General features: G+C 70.6%; 14 protein-coding genes and 1 riboswitch. Of the genes, 6 read left to right on the top strand and 8 right to left on the bottom strand.

The features are described from left to right. Nucleotide 1: 1 nt before the first annotated feature. Nucleotides 2-940 carry an ABC transporter permease gene (locus ABC270_RS06215; RefSeq protein ID WP_412879987.1) on the top strand — a complete coding sequence of 313 codons (939 nt, stop codon included), beginning with the start codon at nt 2-4 and terminating at the stop codon, nt 938-940. Then, a complete protein-coding gene (locus ABC270_RS06210) occupies nt 933-3,080 on the top strand; it encodes a dipeptide ABC transporter ATP-binding protein (protein ID WP_412879986.1) in 2,148 nt (715 codons plus the stop codon). The genes ABC270_RS06215 and ABC270_RS06210 overlap by 8 nt, the downstream gene beginning before the upstream one ends. Nucleotides 3,081-3,174: 94 nt before the next feature. On the opposite strand, the gene ABC270_RS06205 is transcribed toward ABC270_RS06210, so the two are convergent. Next, entirely contained in the window at nt 3,175-4,953 is a 1,779-nt protein-coding gene (locus ABC270_RS06205; RefSeq protein WP_412879985.1) for an ABC transporter ATP-binding protein, read from the bottom strand. 116 nt (nt 4,954-5,069) lie between these two features. Here ABC270_RS06205 and ABC270_RS06200 point away from each other — a divergent pair, with 116 nt between their 5' ends. Further along, on the top strand, nt 5,070-5,699 hold the full coding sequence (locus tag ABC270_RS06200; protein WP_412879984.1) for a PH domain-containing protein: 630 nt from the start codon (nt 5,070-5,072) through the stop codon (nt 5,697-5,699). 14 nt (nt 5,700-5,713) lie between these two features. On the opposite strand, the gene ABC270_RS06195 is transcribed toward ABC270_RS06200, so the two are convergent. The 3 genes from ABC270_RS06195 to ABC270_RS06185 form a co-directional block, all read right to left on the bottom strand. Beyond that, the gene (locus ABC270_RS06195; protein ID WP_290132525.1) at nt 5,714-6,730 is read right to left on the bottom strand and encodes an ABC transporter permease; all 1,017 of its coding nucleotides are present in this window, start codon (nt 6,728-6,730) and stop codon (nt 5,714-5,716) included. Between the two features lie 64 nt (nt 6,731-6,794). After that, a complete protein-coding gene (locus ABC270_RS06190) occupies nt 6,795-8,318 on the bottom strand; it encodes an ABC transporter permease (RefSeq protein ID WP_290132526.1) in 1,524 nt (507 codons plus the stop codon). 238 nt (nt 8,319-8,556) lie between these two features. Then, nucleotides 8,557-10,320, bottom strand: a complete 1,764-nt coding sequence (locus ABC270_RS06185) for an ABC transporter family substrate-binding protein (protein ID WP_412879983.1) — start codon at nt 10,318-10,320, stop codon at nt 8,557-8,559. 318 nt (nt 10,321-10,638) lie between these two features. Between ABC270_RS06185 and ABC270_RS06180 the strand changes: the two genes are divergently transcribed. After that, entirely contained in the window at nt 10,639-12,726 is a 2,088-nt protein-coding gene (locus ABC270_RS06180) for a prolyl oligopeptidase family serine peptidase (protein ID WP_412879982.1), read from the top strand. Between the two features lie 102 nt (nt 12,727-12,828). On the opposite strand, the gene ABC270_RS06175 is transcribed toward ABC270_RS06180, so the two are convergent. The 4 genes from ABC270_RS06175 to gcvT all read right to left on the bottom strand — a co-directional run bounded on the left by ABC270_RS06175 (nt 12,829) and on the right by gcvT (nt 17,998). Continuing rightward, nucleotides 12,829-13,374: a hypothetical protein gene (locus ABC270_RS06175; protein ID WP_412879981.1), complete on the bottom strand. Its 546-nt coding sequence runs from the start codon at nt 13,372-13,374 to the stop codon at nt 12,829-12,831. 205 nt (nt 13,375-13,579) lie between these two features. Continuing rightward, on the bottom strand, nt 13,580-16,504 hold the full coding sequence (gene gcvP / locus ABC270_RS06170) for an aminomethyl-transferring glycine dehydrogenase (RefSeq protein ID WP_412879980.1): 2,925 nt from the start codon (nt 16,502-16,504) through the stop codon (nt 13,580-13,582). Next, nucleotides 16,501-16,878 (bottom strand): glycine cleavage system protein GcvH, encoded by a 378-nt coding sequence (gene gcvH / locus ABC270_RS06165; protein ID WP_175328529.1) that lies wholly within the window; start codon nt 16,876-16,878, stop codon nt 16,501-16,503. The genes gcvP and gcvH overlap by 4 nt, the downstream gene beginning before the upstream one ends. Before the next feature lie 4 nt (nt 16,879-16,882). Further along, nucleotides 16,883-17,998: a glycine cleavage system aminomethyltransferase GcvT gene (gene gcvT / locus ABC270_RS06160; protein WP_412879979.1), complete on the bottom strand. Its 1,116-nt coding sequence runs from the start codon at nt 17,996-17,998 to the stop codon at nt 16,883-16,885. Nucleotides 17,999-18,166: 168 nt separating this feature from the next. Further along, nucleotides 18,167-18,266, bottom strand: a riboswitch (glycine riboswitch). A gap of 106 nt (nt 18,267-18,372) precedes the next feature. On the opposite strand from gcvT, the gene ABC270_RS06155 reads away from it, so the two are divergent. Together ABC270_RS06155 and ABC270_RS06150 are read left to right on the top strand one after the other, a co-directional pair. Further along, entirely contained in the window at nt 18,373-18,747 is a 375-nt protein-coding gene (locus ABC270_RS06155; RefSeq protein ID WP_412879978.1) for a BlaI/MecI/CopY family transcriptional regulator, read from the top strand. 12 nt (nt 18,748-18,759) lie between these two features. Beyond that, on the top strand, nt 18,760-19,500 hold the full coding sequence (locus ABC270_RS06150) for a M56 family metallopeptidase (RefSeq protein ID WP_412879977.1): 741 nt from the start codon (nt 18,760-18,762) through the stop codon (nt 19,498-19,500). Nucleotide 19,501: the final 1 nt, after the last annotated feature.

Genomic DNA, 19,501 nt, shown 5'->3' with positions numbered 1-19,501 from the left:
CGTGTCCGTACTCGACCCCACGACCACGACCACCGCCGGTGACCCCGGCGACGGCAAGGCCGGCGAGCCGGCGCACGTCGTCGAGGTGAAGGGAGGCCGGACGCCGCTCTGGCGCAAGGTGTTCGGCACCTGGCGCGCCCGCATCGGTGGTGGCGCCCTCCTGCTCATCATCCTCTGGGCCTTCGTCGGCCCGTACCTCTACCACTGGAACGCGGTGGACTCGGACGGCCTGGCCTTCGGCATGCCGCCGAGCGCGTCGCACTGGTTCGGCACGAACGACATCGGGCAGGACATCTACGCCCAGACGCTCGTCGGCCTGCAGAAGTCGCTGCTCATCGGCCTCATCGCCGGCCCGGCCGCGACCCTCATCGCGGGCATCGTCGGGGCCATCGCGGGCTACTTCGGCGGCTTCGTCGACCGAGCGCTCGTCTGGGGCATCGACCTGCTGCTCGTGATCCCGTCGTTCTACGCCCTGGTGCTCCTCAGCCCGCTGTTCAAGAGCCTCAGCTGGTTGGCGCTCATCATCGGTCTGGCGATCTTCGGCTGGATGATCATGGCGCGCGTGATCCGCGGGCAGACGATGTCGCTGCGCGAGCGCGACTACGTCAAGGCCGCGCGGTTCATGGGCGTGCCGTCGTTCACGATCATCCGTCGGCACATCCTGCCGAACGTCGCGTCGCTGCTCATCATCGACGCCACGCTGGGCGTCGGGGCGATGATCCTGTCCGAGAGCGCCCTGAGCTTCTTCGGCTTCGGCATCCAGGTGCCGGACGTGTCCCTCGGCACCCTGCTCGCCGCCGGCAGCCAGTCCGCGGTCACCCGGCCGTGGCTGTTCGTCCTGCCGGCCGCGACCCTGGTCGCCACCGTCCTCTCCACCAGCCTGCTCGGCGACGCCCTGCGCGACGCCATCGACCCCACCTCTGGAGCCAACCGTGACTGAGCCGCTGCTCACCGTCTCCGACCTCTCCGTCACGTTCAACCCGTCGACGAAGCCCGTGTACGCGGTCCGCGGGGTCGACTACACGGTGAACCAGGGCGAGTTCCTCGGCATCGTCGGCGAGTCCGGTTCGGGCAAGTCGGTGTCGTCGATGGCCGTGATGGGGCTGCTCCCGTCGTCGGCCAAGGTCGAGGGCAGCATCAGGTTCGGCGGTCGTGAGCTCCTCGGGCTGAACGACCGCGAGCTGTCGAAGCTCCGCGGCGGCGACATCGCCATGGTGTTCCAGGACCCCCTGTCGGCCCTGACACCGGTCTACACGATCGGCCAGCAGATCATCGAGGGGCTGCGGCTCCACGACCGGGCGCTCACCCCGCACGCCGCCCGCACCCGCGCCGAGGAACTCCTGCGCGCCGTCGGCATCCCGAACCCGGCACGACGGCTCGACGCCTTCCCGCACGAGTTCTCCGGCGGCATGCGCCAACGCGCGATGATCGCCATCGCGATCGCGAACGACCCGAAGCTCATCATCGCCGACGAGCCCACCACGGCACTCGACGTGACGATCCAGGCGCAGATCCTCGACGTCCTGCAGAAGGCGAAGGACCTGACCGGTGCCGCCGTCGTCCTCATCACGCACGACCTCGGCGTCGTCGCGGGCAACGCGGACCGGGTCGCGGTGATGTACGCGGGCCGGATCGTGGAGACCGCCCCGGTCGAGCCGCTGTTCCGCGAACCGGTGATGCCGTACACGATCGGCCTGCTGCGGTCGATGCCGAACATGGCGTCGTCGCGGGCCGAGCGCCTCGTGCCGCTCGACGGCCGTCCGCCGCTCCTCACCCAGAAGCCGACCGGCTGCCCGTTCGCCGACCGCTGCCCTGCCGTGCTCGACGCCTGCCGCGAGGGCGAGCCGGCGCTGGTCGCACCCACGGTGGCCTCCAGCGCCGACAACCCGGTCCTGACCGGCACCACGCCGACGATCACGAACGGCTTCCCCGCCGACGAGCACACGGCCGCCTGCATCCGGCGCGACGAGATCGCCGCTGGGACGCTCGCCCGCTCCGAGATCTTCCCCCGCCCCGCGGACGTCCCCGAGGCGTCGATCGACCACGGCGACGAGGTGGTGCTCGAGCTCGACGACGTCGTGAAGACCTTCCCGCTCACCAAGGGCGCCGTCTTCCGCCGCCGGATCGGCGAGGTGCACGCGGTCGACGGCATCTCCCTGACGCTGAAGCGCGGCCAGGTCCTGGGCCTGGTCGGTGAGTCCGGTTGCGGCAAGACGACGACGATCATGGAGATCCTCGAGCTCGCCGGCGCGCAGCAGGGCACGATCAAGGTCAACGGCGTCGACACGAGCACGTTGACGAAGCAGGACCGCCGGGCGCTCCGGAGCGACATCCAGGTCGTCTTCCAGGACCCGATGGCCTCGATCGACCCGCGCCTCGACATCGGCTCCGTCATCGGCGAGCCGCTCACCGTGCACGGGGTCCCGAAGGACGAGATCCGCCGCCGGGTGCGTGACTCGCTCGAACTCGTCGGACTCGAGCCGAGCTACATCGACCGGTACCCGCACGAGTTCTCCGGCGGCCAGCGGCAGCGCATCGGCATCGCCCGGGCGCTCATCGTGGAGCCCAAGATCCTCGTGCTCGACGAGCCCGTCTCCGCGCTCGACGTGTCCGTGCAGGCCGGCGTCATCAACCTGCTCGAGGACCTCAAGCACCGCCTCGGCCTCTCGTACCTGTTCGTCGCGCACGACCTCTCGGTCGTCCGGCACATCGCCGACGACGTCGCGGTGATGTACCTCGGACGGATCGTCGAGTACGGCGAGGGCGACCGGGTGTTCGACGACCCGCAGCACCCGTACACCCGCGCGTTGCTCTCAGCGGTGCCCGTGCCGGACCCCTCGGCCGAGGCTGCGCGCGGGCGGATCCTGCTCGACGGTGACCTGCCCTCCCCCACGGACCGGATCGAGGGCTGCCGGTTCCGCACCCGGTGCCCGCTCTACCAGCTCCTCGACGATGGCCGGCAGCAGCAGTGCCGTTCGGTCGACCCGAGGCTGCAGGACGTGCACGGTCGCGGTGTGGCGTGCGTCCAGACGGACCAGAACCACCTGCTCACGGAGCGCACCGCCGCCGTCGCCCGCTGAGCCGGCGGGGCGGGCGTGACCCGTGCCTCCAGGCCGGACGCAGGACGCCCCCTGACACCGCACCGGTGTCAGGGGGCGTCCTGCGCGGTCAGCGCTACTCGTCCGAGCCGGCCGCGAGGATCTGACGACGCAGCTCGCGCCGCTCGCGCTGGACGTCGGGGTCCGGCAGCGGCACCGCGGCGATGAGTCGCTGGGTGTACGGGTCCTGCGGGTCGCGGAGGATCTGGTCGCGCGTGCCGACCTCCGCCAGGTGCCCGTGGTGCAGCACCGCGATGCGGTCGGCGAGCACGTCGATGACCGCGAGGTCGTGCGTGACGAAGAGGCACGCGAAGCGGAACTCGCGCTGGAGGTCCTTGAGGAGCTCGAGCACCGTCGCCTGCACAGAGACGTCCAGGGCCGACGTCGGCTCGTCGGCGATGAGCAGCTTCGGGCGGAGGGCGAGCGCCCGGGCGATGCCGATGCGCTGCTTCTGCCCGCCGGACAGCTCGTGCGGGAAGCGCGTCGAGTACGACGTGGGCAGCCGTACCGCCTCGAGCAGGGACTCGACCTCGCGCTCGAGCTCGCGGCCCTTCATGCCCTTGGCCAGGAGCAGCGGCTCGCCGATGGACTGGCCGATCGTCATGCGCGGGTTGAGCGACGACGAGGGGTCCTGGAAGACGATGCCCGCGTTCTGGTGGACCTTGCGGACGAGCGAGCGGGTCGGCTTCGACAGGTCGACGCCCGTCACCTCGAGACCACCCGAGGTGATCGGCAGCAGCCCGATGGCCGCGCGGCCGAGGGTCGACTTGCCCGACCCTGACTCGCCGACGAGGCCGACGACCTCTCCCTCGTGGACCGAGAGGTCGACACCGTCGATCGCGCGGAACGCCTTGACGCGGCCGCGGCCCGGGTACTCGATGACGACGTTCGAGAACTCGAGCACGGCCGGACCGAGCGTCGGTACGACGTCGGTGTGGAGCACCGGCTCCGCGCCGACGTGCACGGGCGCGTCGCTCTCGACGACGGACTCGAGGGTCTCGGTGAGGTCGATCACGGTGTCGCCGGCCTGGCCGAGGCGCGGGACGGCGTCGAGGAGCGTGCGGGTGTACTCGTGCTTCGGCTCTGCGAAGACCTCGCGGACGGACCCGGTCTCGACGGCGACGCCCTGCTGCATCACGACGATCCGGTCCGCCAGGTCCGCCACGACGCCCATGTCGTGGGTGATCAGGAGGACCGCGCTGCCGAGCTTGCCCGCGAGGTCGCGGATGAGGTCGAGGATCTCGGCCTGCACCGTCACGTCGAGGGCCGTGGTCGGCTCGTCGGCGATCAGCAGCTTCGGGTCGCAGGAGATCGACTGCGCGATCATGGCGCGCTGCCGCTGGCCGCCCGAGAGCTGGTGCGGGTACGAGTTGAACGCCTTCTGCGGGTCGGGCATCTCCACGAGCGTCAGCAGCTCGATGGCGCGGTCCTTCGCCTCGCTCGGCGAGATGCCGTAGTGGATGCGGAGGGTCTCGACGATCTGCGAGCCGACGGTGAAGACCGGGTTCAGGGCCGTCATCGGCTCCTGGAAGATGACCGCGATCTCCTTGCCTCGGTACTCCCGGAGCTGCGCCGACCGCAGGCCGAGGATCTCCTTGCCGTTGAACTCGATCGAGCCGTTCACGCGTGCGTTCCGCGGCAGGAGCCCGAGGATCGACATCGAGCTCACGGACTTGCCCGAGCCGGACTCACCGACGAGGGCGAGGACCTCACCGGAACGGATCTCGTACGACAGCTTCTTGACCGCGGGGGTCCAGACGTCGTCGACCGCGAAGTCGACGTCCAGTCCGGAGACCTTGACGACGGGGGTGCTGGTGGCGGCCGGGGTGGTGGCCGCGGAGGCGGGCGTGCTCAACGACGTCCGGTCCTTTCCCGACCGCTCGTGGCGGCCGCGTGGGTGGTGTTGGTGGGGCGCTGACGACGGAGCGGCAGGCGTCGGGTCACGGGGCCCTGACCTGCGACGATGGAGGCATGCCTGCTTCCCCGTCGACGCGCGATGTGTTCGTGTCCAAGTTCAACCGCGGTCTCGCGATCGCGCTCTGGCTGATCGTGGCCCTGCTCTTCGCCACGACGACCGCGACCGACACGACCTGGTCGGACCGGGCCCTGGCCGTCGTGCCGACGCTGTTCGGCGTCGCACTCGGCTGGATCGTGCTCTGGCGACCGCGGATGACCGTCGACGACGACGGCATCGAGGTCGTCAACGTGTTCCACACCGTCCGCGTGCCCTGGGCGGCACTCGTGCACGTCGACACGCGCTTCGCCCTCACGCTCGTCACGCCGGGCCGGCGCGTCTCGGTGTGGGCGGCCCCCGCGCCGGGACGTGCCGGCGTCGCCCTCGCCCGTCGCCAGGAGCAGCGTCACGGCCGCAGTGTCCCGGACCTCGACGGCGGACACCGACGGGCCGGCGACCTGCTGTCCACGGCGTCCGGCGACGCCGCGTACCTCGTCCGGCACCGCTGGGAGGAGCTCCGCGAGCGCGACGCGATCGAACTCGGCACGGCCGACGCCGTCCGCGTCCCGGTCACGCTGCACTGGGCGTCGATCGCGCTGCTCGCGGTGACGGCCGTCGGCGGCTGGTTCGCCGTCGCGGCACGCTAGGAGGGCGGCGGACGTCACGCGCTGATCATCTCCGAGCCGGCGCTGTTCTGCGGCTCCCGCGTCTTGCGGAGGCTGAACCGCTTCGAGCGCGGGTCGAACGCGTCGCGCAGGCCGTCACCGATGAAGTTCACGCAGAGCGCGAGCAGCACGATGAAGGAGGCCGGCCACCAGAACAGGTACGGGCGGGTCTGGAACGCCGACTGGTTCTGGCTGATGAGCAGGCCGAGGGACGAGTCCGGCGCCTTGATGCCGTAGCCGAGGTAGCTGAGCGCCGTCTCGAGCAGGATCGCGGAGGCGATGAGCAGCGTCGCGGAGACGATGATCACGCCGATCGCGTTCGGCAGGATGTGGCGGAAGATGATCCGCGCGTCGGACGCCCCGGCGACCCGGGCCGCCTCGACGAACTCGCGTTCACGGAGCGAGAGGAACTCGGCACGGACGAGTCGGGCGATGACCATCCACGACACCAGGCCGAGCAGGAGCGCGAGGCCCCAGGCGCCCAGGCCGTTCGCCGTCTTGCCGACCACGGCGCCGATGACGATCGCGGGGATGACGATGAAGATGTCGGTGATGCGCATGAGCACCGCGTCGACGGTGCCGCGGAAGTAGCCCGCGATCGCGCCGACGACGACGCCGATGAACGTGGCGAACAGGCCGATCACGATCATGACGAGCACGGAGTTCTGGATCCCGCGCATCGTCAGGGCGAAGTAGTCCTTGCCGATGCGGTCCTGCCCGAACGGGTGGTCGGCCGTCGGCGCGCCACCGTTCTGGAGGTCCTCGAGGGCCTTGTACGAGTAGTGCCACCAGCCCGGGATCGGGCCGAGGCCGACCGCGGACACGGCGAAGACCAGCACGAGGACGTACACGATGAGTGCGATGACCGCGAGCTTGTTGGCGAGGAAGCGGCGGAGGATGATCCGCCCCTGGCTCTCCCCGACGCGCTTCTCGTGCGAGTCGGGGGTCTGGCCGACGTCGGTGCCGTCGCCGATGTTCGGCTCGAGCGGCGCGCCGCCCTGGATGGTGCTCATCGGTGGTCCTCCTGGAGGTGCAGGTCCGTCAGGCTGGTCGGGTCCGTGACCGCGGCGTCGGCGGTCATCGGACACGCACCCGCGGGTCGAGGGCCGAGTAGGCCAGGTCGGCGAGGAAGTTGAACGCGATCGCCGTGATCGCGATGACGAGGAAGTACCCCATCACCGGGTTCACGTCGGTGATCGACAGGCCGCTGTTGAACAGGCTGCCCATGCCCGAGATGGCGAACACGCGCTCGGTGATGATCGCACCACCCAGCAGCGCACCGATGTCGGTGGCGACGAGGGTCGCGATCGGGATGAGCATGTTGCGGAGGGCGTGGCGGACGATGACGGTGCGCTCCGGCAGGCCCTTCGCACGTGCGGTCCGCACGTAGTCCTGGTCGAGGACCTCGAGCATGCCCGATCGCGAGTACCGGGTGTAGCTCGCGAAGCTGATGAGCAGGAGCGAGATCGTCGGCAGCAGCAGGTGCGTGTAGGTGTCGATGCCGGTGATCCAGAAGTCGCCCGTCAGACCGGGCGTCTGCGAGCCGACGGTCGCGATCGGACGGGACACGTAGTTCTGCGTGTAGTCGATCCAGGACCGCATGAAGCGGTCGAGCAGGATGACGCCGGCGCTGAGGAACGCGGTGAGTGCGCCGATGCGCATCATCAGCCCGCGGTCGTGGCCGCCGACGAGGAAGCCCGAGATGAGCCCCACGGCGATCGTGGCGACGGCCAGGATCACGATCGTCCCGGCGGACGAGATGTTCAACAGGCCCTGCAGCGCGAAGTAGCAGATGATCGCGACGAGGACGTTGATGCCCGCGACGAGCCACGCACGCCGGTTCTTCGTGCCGGCGAGCAGCGTCACCATCGCCAGGCCGATGCCCGCGCTGAAGAGGATCACGAAGACCGGGCCGAGCGACGGGTCGGTGAACCAGCCCGTGGCCTGCATGAGCAGGAGCATGCCAGCGGTCACGACCGCGCTGATCGCGAAGACGATCAGGCGACGCTTCAGGATGCCACCGACGATCAACTGGATCACGAGACCGACGACGACGGCGATCACGACGAGGTTGACGGGAGGGATCTTCGGGTCGACGAGGAAGTTGTTGTAGTCCAGCGCGATGAACGACTTCAGGAGCACGGCCATCAGGAACGACGGCAGCGAGTACAGGAAGAAGCTGACGAGGGTGATCGAGTAGTCGAAGCCCGAGTAGACGCGCAGCGCGGTCACGACGCCGAGACCGATGCCGAAGATGATGGCGAGGATGAACGAGAACGTCACCAGCTGGATGGTGGAGCCGACGGCCTGCGGGAGCAGCTGGGCGACCGGCTGGTTCTGGAACGTGACGCCGAGGTCGCACTGGCCGATGACGCACTTGCCGACGCCGCTGATCCACAGACCCCAGCGGAGCGGCGGAATCAGGTCGAGGTGCTGCGCTGCGACTCGTGCGGCGATGAGCTGCTCACGGTTCGGCGAGTTGCTCTGTTGGAGGTCCTGCAGGGGGTTCCCCGCGATCGCCGCCAGGTTGTACATGATGAACGACGCGGCGATGAGGATGAGGACCGAGACGAGGATCCGTCTCGCGATGAAACTCACCATGGGCGATGGGTGCCTCTCCGGTGTGGTGGTTCGAGCTGCTGATCGTCCGATCGGGCGACCCGAGCAGCAAGGGTACTGGGTCCCGCCGCATCGTCGTCTTCGACGATGCTCAGCGGTGTGGGGCCGGGTCTCGGCCAGAGGTGGTGTGCCGGTCAGGGTCCCGGCTCACGGGAGGGCGCCGGACTCGTCGAGTCCGGCGCCCCCTCGTGCGTGGTGCTTGATCAGCGACCGGTCAGGGTCACTTGGTCCAGTCCCAGACGTTCCAGAAGATGCCCGTCTGGCCGCCGAAGTACTGGACGCCCTTCAGGTTCGAACCCGTGGCGAAGAGGCCGGGGCTCTGGAACAGGGGCAGGCCGTACGCCTTGTCGAAGGCGATCTTGTCGATCTCCATCTTCATGTCGTTCAGCTTGGACTCGTCCAGCGTGCTCTGGGTCTCGACAGCGAGCTTCGAGGCAGTGGCGTCGTTGAACTTGTTGTAGTTGCCCGAGTTGTTCGTCTGGAAGAGCTGCGGGATCGCGGCGTTGCCGGCACCCGGGTTGACCCAACCGAAGATCGAGGCGTCGTAGTCGCCGCCCGCGAGGAGCGAGGACCAGTCGGGCGAGCCGCCGTCGACGACCTTGATCCCGGCCTTCGCAGCCGAGGCCTGGATCGCCTGGAACGTGTCCACGCGGTTCGGGTTCTCGGTGTTGTAGAGGATCTTGACGGTCGGCGTGGCACCGTTGAGGAGCTTCTTCGCCTCGGCGATGTCGACCTTGTCGTAGGTGGACGAGTCGTTGTTCTTGACCGTCTCGTCGTAGCCGTCCTGGCCCGGCAGGTAGAGCTGCGAGTCGAGGACCTTGGCGTCCTTGTTGATCGGGGTGACGATCGAGTTCAGGATCTGCTCACGCGGGATGGTGAGGAGGAACGCCTTGCGGACGTTCTCGTCCTTGAAAACCGACGAACCGAAGTTCAGGTCGAGGTGGTCGTAGGCGACCTGCGAGCCCTCGATGGTCTTCACACCGGAGGCGGCGTCGAGCGCCTTCACCGTGTCGGCCGAGGCCTGCGGCTGGATCGCGTCGACCTCGCCGTTCTGGAGCGCGGTCACCTGCGCGTTCGCGTCACCGATGAAGCGGACGACGAGCTTGCCGAACTTGACCTTGTGGTCGCCCGTGTACTCGGGGTTCGGGACGAGGGTCATCGACTGCTTCGGGGTCCACGCGGAGACCATGAGCGGACCGCCCGAGACGAGCAGCTTCTTGTCGCTCGGCAGGCTGGTCTTGTCGTAGCCGGTGTTGACGAAGTCGGCGACCTTCTTGAGGACCGAGTTCGCGGCGGCGGGCTTGGCGGGGTCACCGGCAGGGGTGTCCTTGAGCGCCTTGAGGAGGTCGTCGACCGTGGTGCCCGCCTCTTCCGTGACGACGTGCGCCGGGAACTGGATCGGGTTCACCAGCTGCCAGTCGACGTAGGGCTCCTTGTACTTGATGGTGATGGAGTCCTTGGTGATGTCCGTCGGGTAGTCGGTCTTGAACGGCGACGCCGACGCGAGCGAGAAGTACTGCGTCCCGCTCGTGACCTTGCCGGTGTTCTCGTCCTGCGTCGCGGAGTCGTAGTAACCGGAGGCCTGCGCCCAACCCAGGAGGAGGTCGTCAGAGGTGATCTGCTTGCCGTCGGACCACTTCGCGTTCTTGTTCAGCGTGTACTTCACCGTCAGCGGGTCGTCGCTGAGCTTCTTGACGGTGCCGAGGTCGGTGTTCGGCGTGATCTTGTAGTCCGACCCCAGCGTCACGAACTGCGGCTGGGTCATGTAGTTGATCATGCCGTTCATGTCCAGGTTGCCCTGGGGGGTGTTGTAGTTGAACGACGTGACTTCGTTGACCTGTGCGACGGTGATGGTCTTGTTCGACGCCGAACCCGACTCGTTGGCGCTGGGAGAAGTGGTGCAACCGGCGAGGGCGATCGCGGCCGCCCCGGCCAGGGCGACGGCGCCGAGCAGCTGGCGCCCTCGCTTCTTGGTGATGTTCACTCTGTGATCCTCCTGATGGAATGTGACCGAACACGACAGGAGGCAGGCTCCACGGCGCGTTCGCAAGAACCATAGGTGTCCGTCGGAGGGGCCTCAAAATCCCGGAAGAAGTTGTTACACACCGGAAACGTAGCCTGCGGATCGTTGCGTGAGACTGTGGAAACCTGCGTCTGCGGGGCAGGATGCGCAACGTGGGTGCTTGACTGCGCCCGCGATTGTCCGCAGTCTTGCGGACACACCTCCCGAGGGTGAATGGTCGCGGAACGCTCGGCGGCCAGTTCCGGACGCGTCGGACCGTGGTGGCCGTAGCGTGGCAGCGTGCTCGCCAACGACATCCACCACCTCCACGTCCCGTCTTCTCCGACCCTCTCCGGCGACCCGCGCACCGGCGGTGCGGCCTTCGTCTCGGTGTCCCGTCCGGACGTCGACGCCGACACGTACCGCACCACGGTCGAGCAGGTGACCGCTTCCGGCCCCGTGCGCTGGACCGTGGGCGACCGTGACTCCGCTCCGGTGCTCTCGCCCGACGGCCGGTCGCTCGCCTTCCTCCGGGTCGTCACGGACGAGCACGGAGCCGACCGTCCGCAGGTCGCGGTCGCACCCGTCGACGGCGGCGAGGCACGCGTCGTCACCGCGCTGCCGCTCGGGGCCGGTGCCCCCGTCTGGTCGCCGGACTCCACGCGCGTCGCCGTGACGGCCCGCTTCCCGGAGCCGGGTCGGTACGGCTCCGCGGCCACGGGCGACGAGGACCGACGGCCCGCCTCGGCCGCCGAGGCCCCGCGCCTCATCACACGTCTCGACTTCCACGTCGACGGTGCGGGCTACCTGCTCGACAAGCCGCAGCAGGTGGTCGTCGTCGACGTGACCGACCGTGACGCCGAGCCGGTCCGGACCGCCCTGACGAGCGCGACCTGCTCACTGGGCTCCCCCGTCTGGTACCCGGACGGCAGCGCCCTCCTCGTCGTGGCGCCCCGCGACCTCGGCGCCCGTGAGACCCACGACGACGACCTGTACCGCGTGGACCTGGCGGACGGATCACTGACGCTCGCGATCCGCACCGAGGGCTCGGTCGGCGCGGTCACCGTCGGCCCCACCGGCTCCGTCTTCTTCACGGGCGCGTCGCACGCCGACGGCCAGCTCGTCGCGGAGCCGCAGGGTCTCTGGCGCGCGGACCACGGCGCGCACCCGGTGCGGCTCACCGCGCGTGAGACCGTCGACGTGACCGGTGCGCCCGTCGTGCACGCCGAGGACGTCCTCGTCGCGGTGCTCGACCGCGGCACGGTCGGCGTCCGCCGCGTGCGCGGCGGCGCGGACGGCCCCGTCGGGCTCGACGACCTCGAGGTCGTGCTCGGTGGTCACCTCGTCGTGTCCGGCTTCGACGTCGCCGGCGACGTGCTGCTGGCGACGGCCGCGACCATCGACTCCCCCGGCGAGGTCCTCGTCGTCGACCTCGCCGACGGCGCGAGCGCCGAGCCGACCGACGGCGCGGGCGCTGAGCCGACCGACGGCGCGAGCGCCGAGCCGACCGACCGCTCGAGCGCCGAGCCGACCGACGGCGCGAGCGCCGAGCCGACCGTCCTCACGGACTACGCGGCGCCCCTCCGCGACGTCGCGTCCGCGCCCGGCGTGCGCCGCATCGAGGAGCTCACCGGCACCTCCCCGGACGGCACCCCGGTGCACGGCTGGGTCGTGCTGCCGGAGGGCGACGGCCCGCACCCGGTCCTCCGCGTCGTGCACGGCGGACCGTTCGGCCAGGACACCTGGGCGTTCTTCGACGAGGCGCAGGTCTACGCGAGCGCCGGCTACGCGGTCGTGATCGGCAACCCCCGGGGCTCCGGTGGCTACGGACTCGACCACGGCCGCGCGGTGATCGGCGCGATGGGGACGGTCGACGTGGACGACGTGCTCGCCCTGCTCGACGCGGCGCTCGAGCGTCCGGACCTCGACGCGAGCCGGGTCGGCATCATGGGCGGTTCGTACGGCGGCTTCATGACGAGCTGGGTCGCCGCCCACCACGGGGAGCGCTTCGTCGCAGCGTGGAGCGAACGCGCGGTCAACGCCTGGGACTCCTTCGCGGGCAGCTCCGACATCGGCTGGTTCTTCGCGGACGCCTACGTCGGCGCGGACCCGGAGGAGCAGCGCCGCCGCAGCCCGCTCACGTACGCGGCCCAGGTGTCGATCCCGTTCATGGTCGCGCACTCCGAGGAGGACTGGCGCTGCCCGATCGAGCAGGGGCACCGGCAGTTCGTCGCACTCAAGCGGGCCGGGGTCGACGCGTCGCTCCTCGTGTTCCCCGGCGAGGGCCACGAGCTCTCGCGCTCCGGGCGCCCCCGCCACCGCGTGCAGCGCTTCGAGCACGTCCTCGCCTGGTGGGCGCAGCACCTGCCGGTCGCGCCGGTCGCCTGACGCTGCTGACGACGGACGGGAGGCCCGTGGCGGATCCGCCACGGGCCTCCCGTGTGACGACTGGCCGGCTCTCGCGGACCGTCGGTCGCCAGCGCGGCTCGGTCAGCTGTTGTACTGCACGAAGACGGACTGGGCACCCTCGCCGCCGAACGGGAGTGCGACCCACGTGAGGCCGATCTGGCCTCGGACGTCGCCCGAGTACGTCGAGAACGTCCGGCCGACGGAGTAGGTGTTGCACCCGGCGTACGGGATGTCCTTCGTCCCGTGGTCCTGGTTGCCGTCCGGGTGGTAGCTCGTCACCGTGGGCGAGATGAAGTTCGGCGCGCCGCCCGGCAACGCACCGACGCAGACCCTGACGGAATCGAGATGGGCGGACGACGACGAGACGGACGACCAGTTCGAGTACACGACGAGACTGATGCTCGATCCGTCGACCTGCGGGTAGCTCACCGACGAGGTGTACTGCCCGACCGCGGTGACCCGTGTCGTCGTCTCGGTCGCGGCCTGCGCGGGCGACGCGACACCGATCGCGAGGATCGCCGCGGCCCCGGCAGCGACGACACCGGAAGCTCGACGGGTCCAGCGGCGGCGACGGCCCTTCGTCGCGTCGTCGGTGTTGCTGGTGGTGGTGCTGTTCGTGATCGACATGTGGTTCCCCTGTTCCCCTGTTTCGATCGGACAGCACCCACGTGACCAGCCACGACGGGTCCGTGCTCGGGACGTCCAGGGGATGCTCGAGAACTCCAGATGGTCGGTGAAGCGTCACAGGTGTCACACCGTGACGGGAGGCCCGTGGCGGATCCGCCACGGGCCTCCCGCGTGTTCACTGGTGCGTCGCGGGCGACGCGAGCCGCTACGCGAACGCCTCCACCGGCGGGCACGCGCACACCAGGTTGCGGTCGCCGTAGGCCTGGTCGATCCGGCGCACCGGTGGCCAGTACTTCCTCGTGCTGATGCCCGGCAGCGGGTAGACCGCCTGCTCACGGGTGTAGGCGTGCGCCCACTCCCCCGAGATCACGGACGAGGCGGTGTGCGGCGCGTGCACGAGCGGGTTGTCCTCCGCGCTCCACTCGCCACGCTCGACGGCGGCGGCCTCGGCACGGATCGCGAGCATCGCGTCGACGAACCGGTCGAGTTCGGCCAGGTCCTCGCTCTCGGTCGGCTCCACCATGAGCGTGCCGGCGACCGGGAACGACATCGTCGGCGCGTGGAACCCGTAGTCGACGAGGCGCTTCGCCACGTCGTCCACGGTGATGCCCGTGCTGTCGCGCAGCGGCCGGAGGTCGAGGATGCACTCGTGGGCAACGAGCCCGTCCTGCCCCGTGTAGAGGACCGGGTAGGCGTCGCGGAGTCGCGCGGCGATGTAGTTCGCGCCGAGCACCGCCGCTTCGGTCGCTCGCGTGAGTCCCTCGAGCCCCATCATGCGCACGTACGTCCACGTGATCGGCAGGATGCTCGGGCTGCCGTACGGCGCGCTCGACACCGGGCCACCCGCGTGGGCGAGCCGCCCCTCGGCGTCCGCCGCAGTGGCACCGGACCGACGGTCTGCCTGCTGCGCCATCGGGTGACCGGGCAGGTGGGGCGCGAGGTGCGCCTTCGCCGCGACCGGCCCGACACCCGGCCCGCCGCCGCCGTGCGGGATGCAGAAGGTCTTGTGCAGGTTGAGGTGCGAGACGTCGCCGCCGAAGTCGCCGAAGCGCGCGTGGCCGAGCAGCGCGTTGAGGTTCGCCCCGTCGACGTAGACCTGGCCGCCGGCGTCGTGCACGGCCGCGGTGATGTCGGTGATGTCGTGCTCGTACACGCCGTGGGTCGACGGGTACGTGATCATCAGCGCGGCGAGCTGGTCGCCGTGCTGCGCGGTCTTCGCCCGGAGGTCGTCGAGGTCGACGTTGCCGTCCTCGTCGCACGCCACGACCACGACCCGCATGCCGGCGAGGACCGCCGACGCCGCGTTCGTGCCGTGCGCGCTCGACGGGATGAGGCAGACCGTGCGGTCGGTGTCGCCGTTCGCGAGGTGGTAGCCGCGGATCGCGAGGAGTCCCGCGAGCTCGCCCTGGCTGCCGGCGTTCGGCTGCAGCGACACCGTGTCGTACCCGGTGACCTCGGCGAGCCACGACTCGAGGTCACCGATCATGTCGAGGTACCCGGCGACGTCCTCGGCCGGGGCGAACGGGTGCACGTTCGCGAACTCCGGCCAGGTCACGGCCGCCATCTCGGTCGCCGCGTTGAGCTTCATCGTGCAGCTGCCGAGCGGGATCATGCCGCGATCGAGCGCGTAGTCCTTGTCGGACAGGTGCTTGAGGTACCGCATCATCCGGGTCTCGCTGCGGTGCGCGCTGAAGACGGGGTGGGTGAGGTACTCGCTGCTGCGCAGGAGACCGGCCGGGAGGCCCGTGACCGCGTCCCGCACGGCCGCCTCCGTCGCCGGGACGGCCTGGTCCACCGCGCCGAACACGCCGGCGAGCGCCGTCACGTCGTCCGGCGTGGTGGTCTCGTCGACGGACACCTGGAGGGTGTCGGCGTCGACGAGGTGCAGGAGGTAGCCACGGTCGCGGGCGTCACCGACGAGGGCTTCCGCACGCCCGGGCGCGCGGAGCGTCAGGGTGTCGAACCATGCGTCGTGCACGACCTCGAGCCCGGCACCACGAGCGGCGTCGGCGAGCGCGGTCGTCGTCCGGGCGACCCGGTCGGCGATGAAGCGCAACCCCTCGGGGCCGTGGTAAACGGCGTACATCGATGCGATGACGGCGAGCAGCACCTGCGCGGTGCAGATGTTGCTCGTCGCCTTTTCACGCCGGATGTGCTGCTCGCGGGTCTGCAGGCTGAGCCGGTAGGCCATCTGCCCGTCGGCGTCGAAGGAGACCCCGACGAGGCGGCCGGGCAGCTGGCGCTCGAGACCGGCACGGACGGCGAGGTACCCGGCGTGCGGGCCCCCGAAGCCGAGCGGCACGCCGAAGCGCTGGCTCGTGCCCACGGCGACGTCGGCGCCGAGGTCGCCCGGGCTCGCGAGAAGCGTCATCGCGAGCAGGTCGGCCGCGACGACCGCGATGCCGCCGCCCGAGTGGACGCGCTCGATGGTGCTGCTCGGGTCGACGATGCGTCCGGAGGCGCCCGGGTACTGCAGGATCACGCCGAACGCACCGTCGAGCTGCTCCTCGGTGGGGCCGTCGGCGGCGTCGAACGCGCGGAGCGTGATGCCCACCGCGTCGGCGCGGTGGTCGAGGAGCGCGCGGGTCTGCGGCAGGAGGTCGGCGTCGACGAGGAACGCGTCGCCCTTGACCTTCGAGGCGCGGCGGGCGAGGAGCATGCCCTCGACGACGGCGGTGCCCTCGTCGAGCATGGACGCGCCGGCGGTGGCCATGCCGGTGAGGTCGGAGACCATCGTCTGGAAGTTGATCAGGGCCTCGAGCCGGCCCTGCGAGATCTCCGGCTGGTAGGGCGTGTACGCCGTGTACCAGCTCGGGTTCTCGAGCACGTTCCGCTGGATCACCGCGGGCGTGTGCGTGCCGTGGTAGCCGAGACCGATCATCGCGCGGCGGACGGTGTTGCGTCCGGCCTTCGCTCGGAGCTCGGCGAGCGCTTCGGTCTCGCCGACGGCTGCCGGGATCACCGAGTCCGTGACCGGCGCCGCGTGGATCGACTCCGGGATCGCGGTGCGGACGAGGGCGTCGAGGGACGGCTGGCCGACGGCGTCGAGCATGATCTGCTGGTCGGCGCTCGTCGTGCCGATGTGGCGGTCGGCGAAGGACGTCTGGAGGTTCTGCTGCGCGTCGCTCATGCGAGGGAGGCCCGGTACGCGTCGTGGTCCATGAGGTCCTCGGGGAACGAGGTGCCGTCGACCTTGATCTTGACGAGCCAACCGGCGCCGAACGGGTCGTGGTTGACGGTGTCGGGAGCGTCGACGACGGCGTCGTTGACCTCGACGACCTCGCCCTCGATCGGGGCGAAGAGCTCGCCGACGCTCTTGGTCGACTCGATCTCGCCGATCTGCTCGCCCGCGGTGGTGGCGGTGCCGACGGCGGGGAGCTCGACGAACACGACGTCACCGAGCTGTTCGGCGGCGTGGTCGGTGATGCCGACGGTGACGGTGTCGCCCTCGACGAGCAGCCACTCGTGGTCGGCGGTGTACTGGAGTGCGGTCTGGTCGGTCACGGGGTCAGCCTCTCGGAGAACGGCGGTAGAAGGGGAACGGGGTGACGGTGCTGGGGACGGCCGTGCCCCGGACGTCGATGTGCAGGACTCGCTCGCCGGACGACACCGCATCGAGCGCAGCCGGGTCGACGAACGCCATCGCGACCGGGTGGCCGAGTGTCGGGGACAGCGCACCCGAGGTGACGGTGCCGACGACCGCGCCGTCGAGCACGACGTCGTAGCCGGCGCGGGGAGCACGACGACCCTCGGTGACGAGACCGACGAGCACGCGGGCGCCCTCGGCCGGCGAGACGCCGGATCCACCGACGAAGTCCCCCTCGGCCGCGACGACCCGGCCGAGACCGGCCTGGCCGGGGCGGACGTCGGTCCCGAGCTCGTGCCCGTAGAGGGGCATGCCGGCCTCGAGCCGCAGGGTGTCGCGAGCCGCCAGACCCGCCGGGACGACACCACGGTCGGCGCCGGTCTCGAGCAGGGCGTCCCAGATCGTCGTCGCGATCGAGGGGTCCGAGTAGATCTCGAAGCCGTCCTCGCCCGTGTACCCGGTGCGGGCGACGAGCACCTCGGCGCCGTCGAACAGGGCGTGCAGCACCCAGTAGTAGCGGAGTTCGTCGAGGGGGGTCTCGGGCTGCAGCCGGTCGGCCACGACGAGCGCGTCGAGCGTCCCGGCGGCGGCCGGGCCCTGGATCGCGACGAGCGCGGTCGTGTCGGAGTCGTCGGAGACCTGGACGTCGAAGCCCGTCGCCCGCTCGGTCAGGGCGTCGACCGCGACCTGTCGGTTCGACGCGTTCGCCACGACGAGGAACACGTGCTCCTCCGTGCGGTACACGACGAGGTCGTCGAGGATGCCGCCGTCCTCGGCGAGCAGCAGCGAGTACTTCGCCCGGCCGACGGTCATCGCGCCGAAGGATCCGGCGAGGGCGTGGTCGAGGTACGCGACGGCCTCGGGGCCGGTCACACCGATCTCGGCCATGTGCGACAGGTCGAAGACCCCGGCCGCCGTGCGCACCGCGTGGTGCTCGGCGAGGTCGGACGAGTACCGGACGGGCATCCGGTACCCGGCGAAGTCGGTGAAGGTGGCGCCGGCGGCTTCGTGCGCGGCCTCGAGCGGTGATGAACGCATGGTGGAGTTCTCTCGTCCTCGACGACACCCGACGACCGTCGTCGGGTGGGAACTCCCCCTCTGTCATGGGCCTGAGAGTTTCACCGCGGCCCGTGAGGTCCGGCGGCTTTCACCGTGGGCGAGGAACCGGACCGACCGGGGTCGGGAGTGCCTGCTTTTCAGAGTGGCCTGTCCGTCGCGGTGTTGGACCTGAGAGATTGGCGGGGACGTTGCTCCTTCGGTGCAGGACCCCGGCGGACCGTGGTCCGGCGTCTCCCGCGGCGGGTGATCGGCCGTGCTTCAGTTGTCGCCGTCGAGCATACCGCCGCCGTGTTTCCGGCAGGTGTCGCCGCCCGGTTCGACATCTCGTAGAAGCTCCGTCGTAGGATCCTCGGGTGGCAGGACAGCGATCGCGCCCCCGCGGGCAGCTCGAACAGGCGGTGCTCGACGCCCTCTGGTCGGCATCCGAGGGCTGCACCGCCCGCCAGGTGCTCGACGCGTTCCCCGAGCCCCGTCCCGCGCTGACGACGGTGCTGACGGTCCTCGACCGACTGGGGCGCAAGGGGCAGGTCGAGCGCGAGCAGCACGACGACGCCCCGCTGACGTTCCGCGCGACGAACAGCAGGGAGGAGCAGACCGCCTCCCTCATGTCGAACGCGCTCGCCGCCGCCACCGACCGCGAGGCCGCGCTCCTGCAGTTCACCGGCTCGCTCGCATCGGACGACCTCGACGTCCTCCGCCGCGCCCTCGACGCGCGCTCCCGGGGCTGACCGGGAGCGCCCGTGGTCGTCGCCGGAGTGGTCCTGATCGTGCTCGCCCTCGCGGTCGTCGTCCTCGCGCCGCGCGTCCTCACCCGCTCCGCGTGGACGATCGACCACCCCCGGACGGCGCTCGTGTCATGGTCCGTCGCGGTGCTGCTCGGTGTGGCCGGCTTCGTCGCGGGCATCGCCCTGGTGGTCCTCGCGAACCGTCCGCTCACCGACCCGTTCGGCATCGCGGCCTCGCCGTCGCACGGCCTCAACGTCGGGGTCGCCCTCGTCGCGGTGCTCGCGTTCGTCGTCGCGGTCCGCGTGCGCCCGGGCCCGGAGCACGACGCGGTGCGCGACGCGATGCGCTCCGGCGCCGCCGGCCACCGCGAGATCGCGGGCGTCCCGGTCGCCCTGGTCGAGGCGGAGCGCGCCCTCGCGTGCGCGGTCCCCGGCCGGGCCGGCGGGGTGCTCGTCAGCACGGGCCTCGCGGACCAGCTCCGGACGGACGAACTGGAGGCCGTGGTCGCCCACGAACGCGCCCACCTGTCCCAGCACCACGCGGTCGCGGTCGCGGTCGCCGAGTCGATCGAGCGCGCGGTCCCGTGGGTGCCGGGCGCTCGCGCCATGGCGCGCTCGACGCGCGTGCTCGTCGAGTTCGCCGCCGACGACGCCGCCGCCAGGCGGCTCGGCCGCGACGCGGTCCGCCGGGCCGTCCTCGTGGCTGACGGGACGAGCGCGCTCGGGGTGATCCGCGCCTCCAGGCTGGAGGGTTAGG

Origin of the sequence: Curtobacterium phoenicis (assembly GCF_047238015.1) — a bacterium.
In the GTDB taxonomy this organism is placed as follows: Bacteria; Actinomycetota; Actinomycetes; order Actinomycetales; family Microbacteriaceae; genus Curtobacterium.
This window is presented reverse-complemented; position numbering and strand designations above follow the sequence as displayed.

Bases quoted from the DNA above. Each gene is read 5' to 3' on its own strand.
- gcvP (WP_412879980.1), bottom strand. From the start codon at position 16,504: ATGAGCGACGCGCAGCAGAACCTCCAGACGTCCTTCGCCGACCGCCAC.
- ABC270_RS06175 (WP_412879981.1), bottom strand. From the start codon at position 13,374: ATGTCGATCACGAACAGCACCACCACCAGCAACACCGACGACGCGACG.
- ABC270_RS06200 (WP_412879984.1), top strand. From the start codon at position 5,070: ATGCCTGCTTCCCCGTCGACGCGCGATGTGTTCGTGTCCAAGTTCAAC.
- gcvT (WP_412879979.1), bottom strand. From the start codon at position 17,998: ATGCGTTCATCACCGCTCGAGGCCGCGCACGAAGCCGCCGGCGCCACC.
- ABC270_RS06195 (WP_290132525.1), bottom strand. From the start codon at position 6,730: ATGAGCACCATCCAGGGCGGCGCGCCGCTCGAGCCGAACATCGGCGAC.
- ABC270_RS06190 (WP_290132526.1), bottom strand. From the start codon at position 8,318: ATGGTGAGTTTCATCGCGAGACGGATCCTCGTCTCGGTCCTCATCCTC.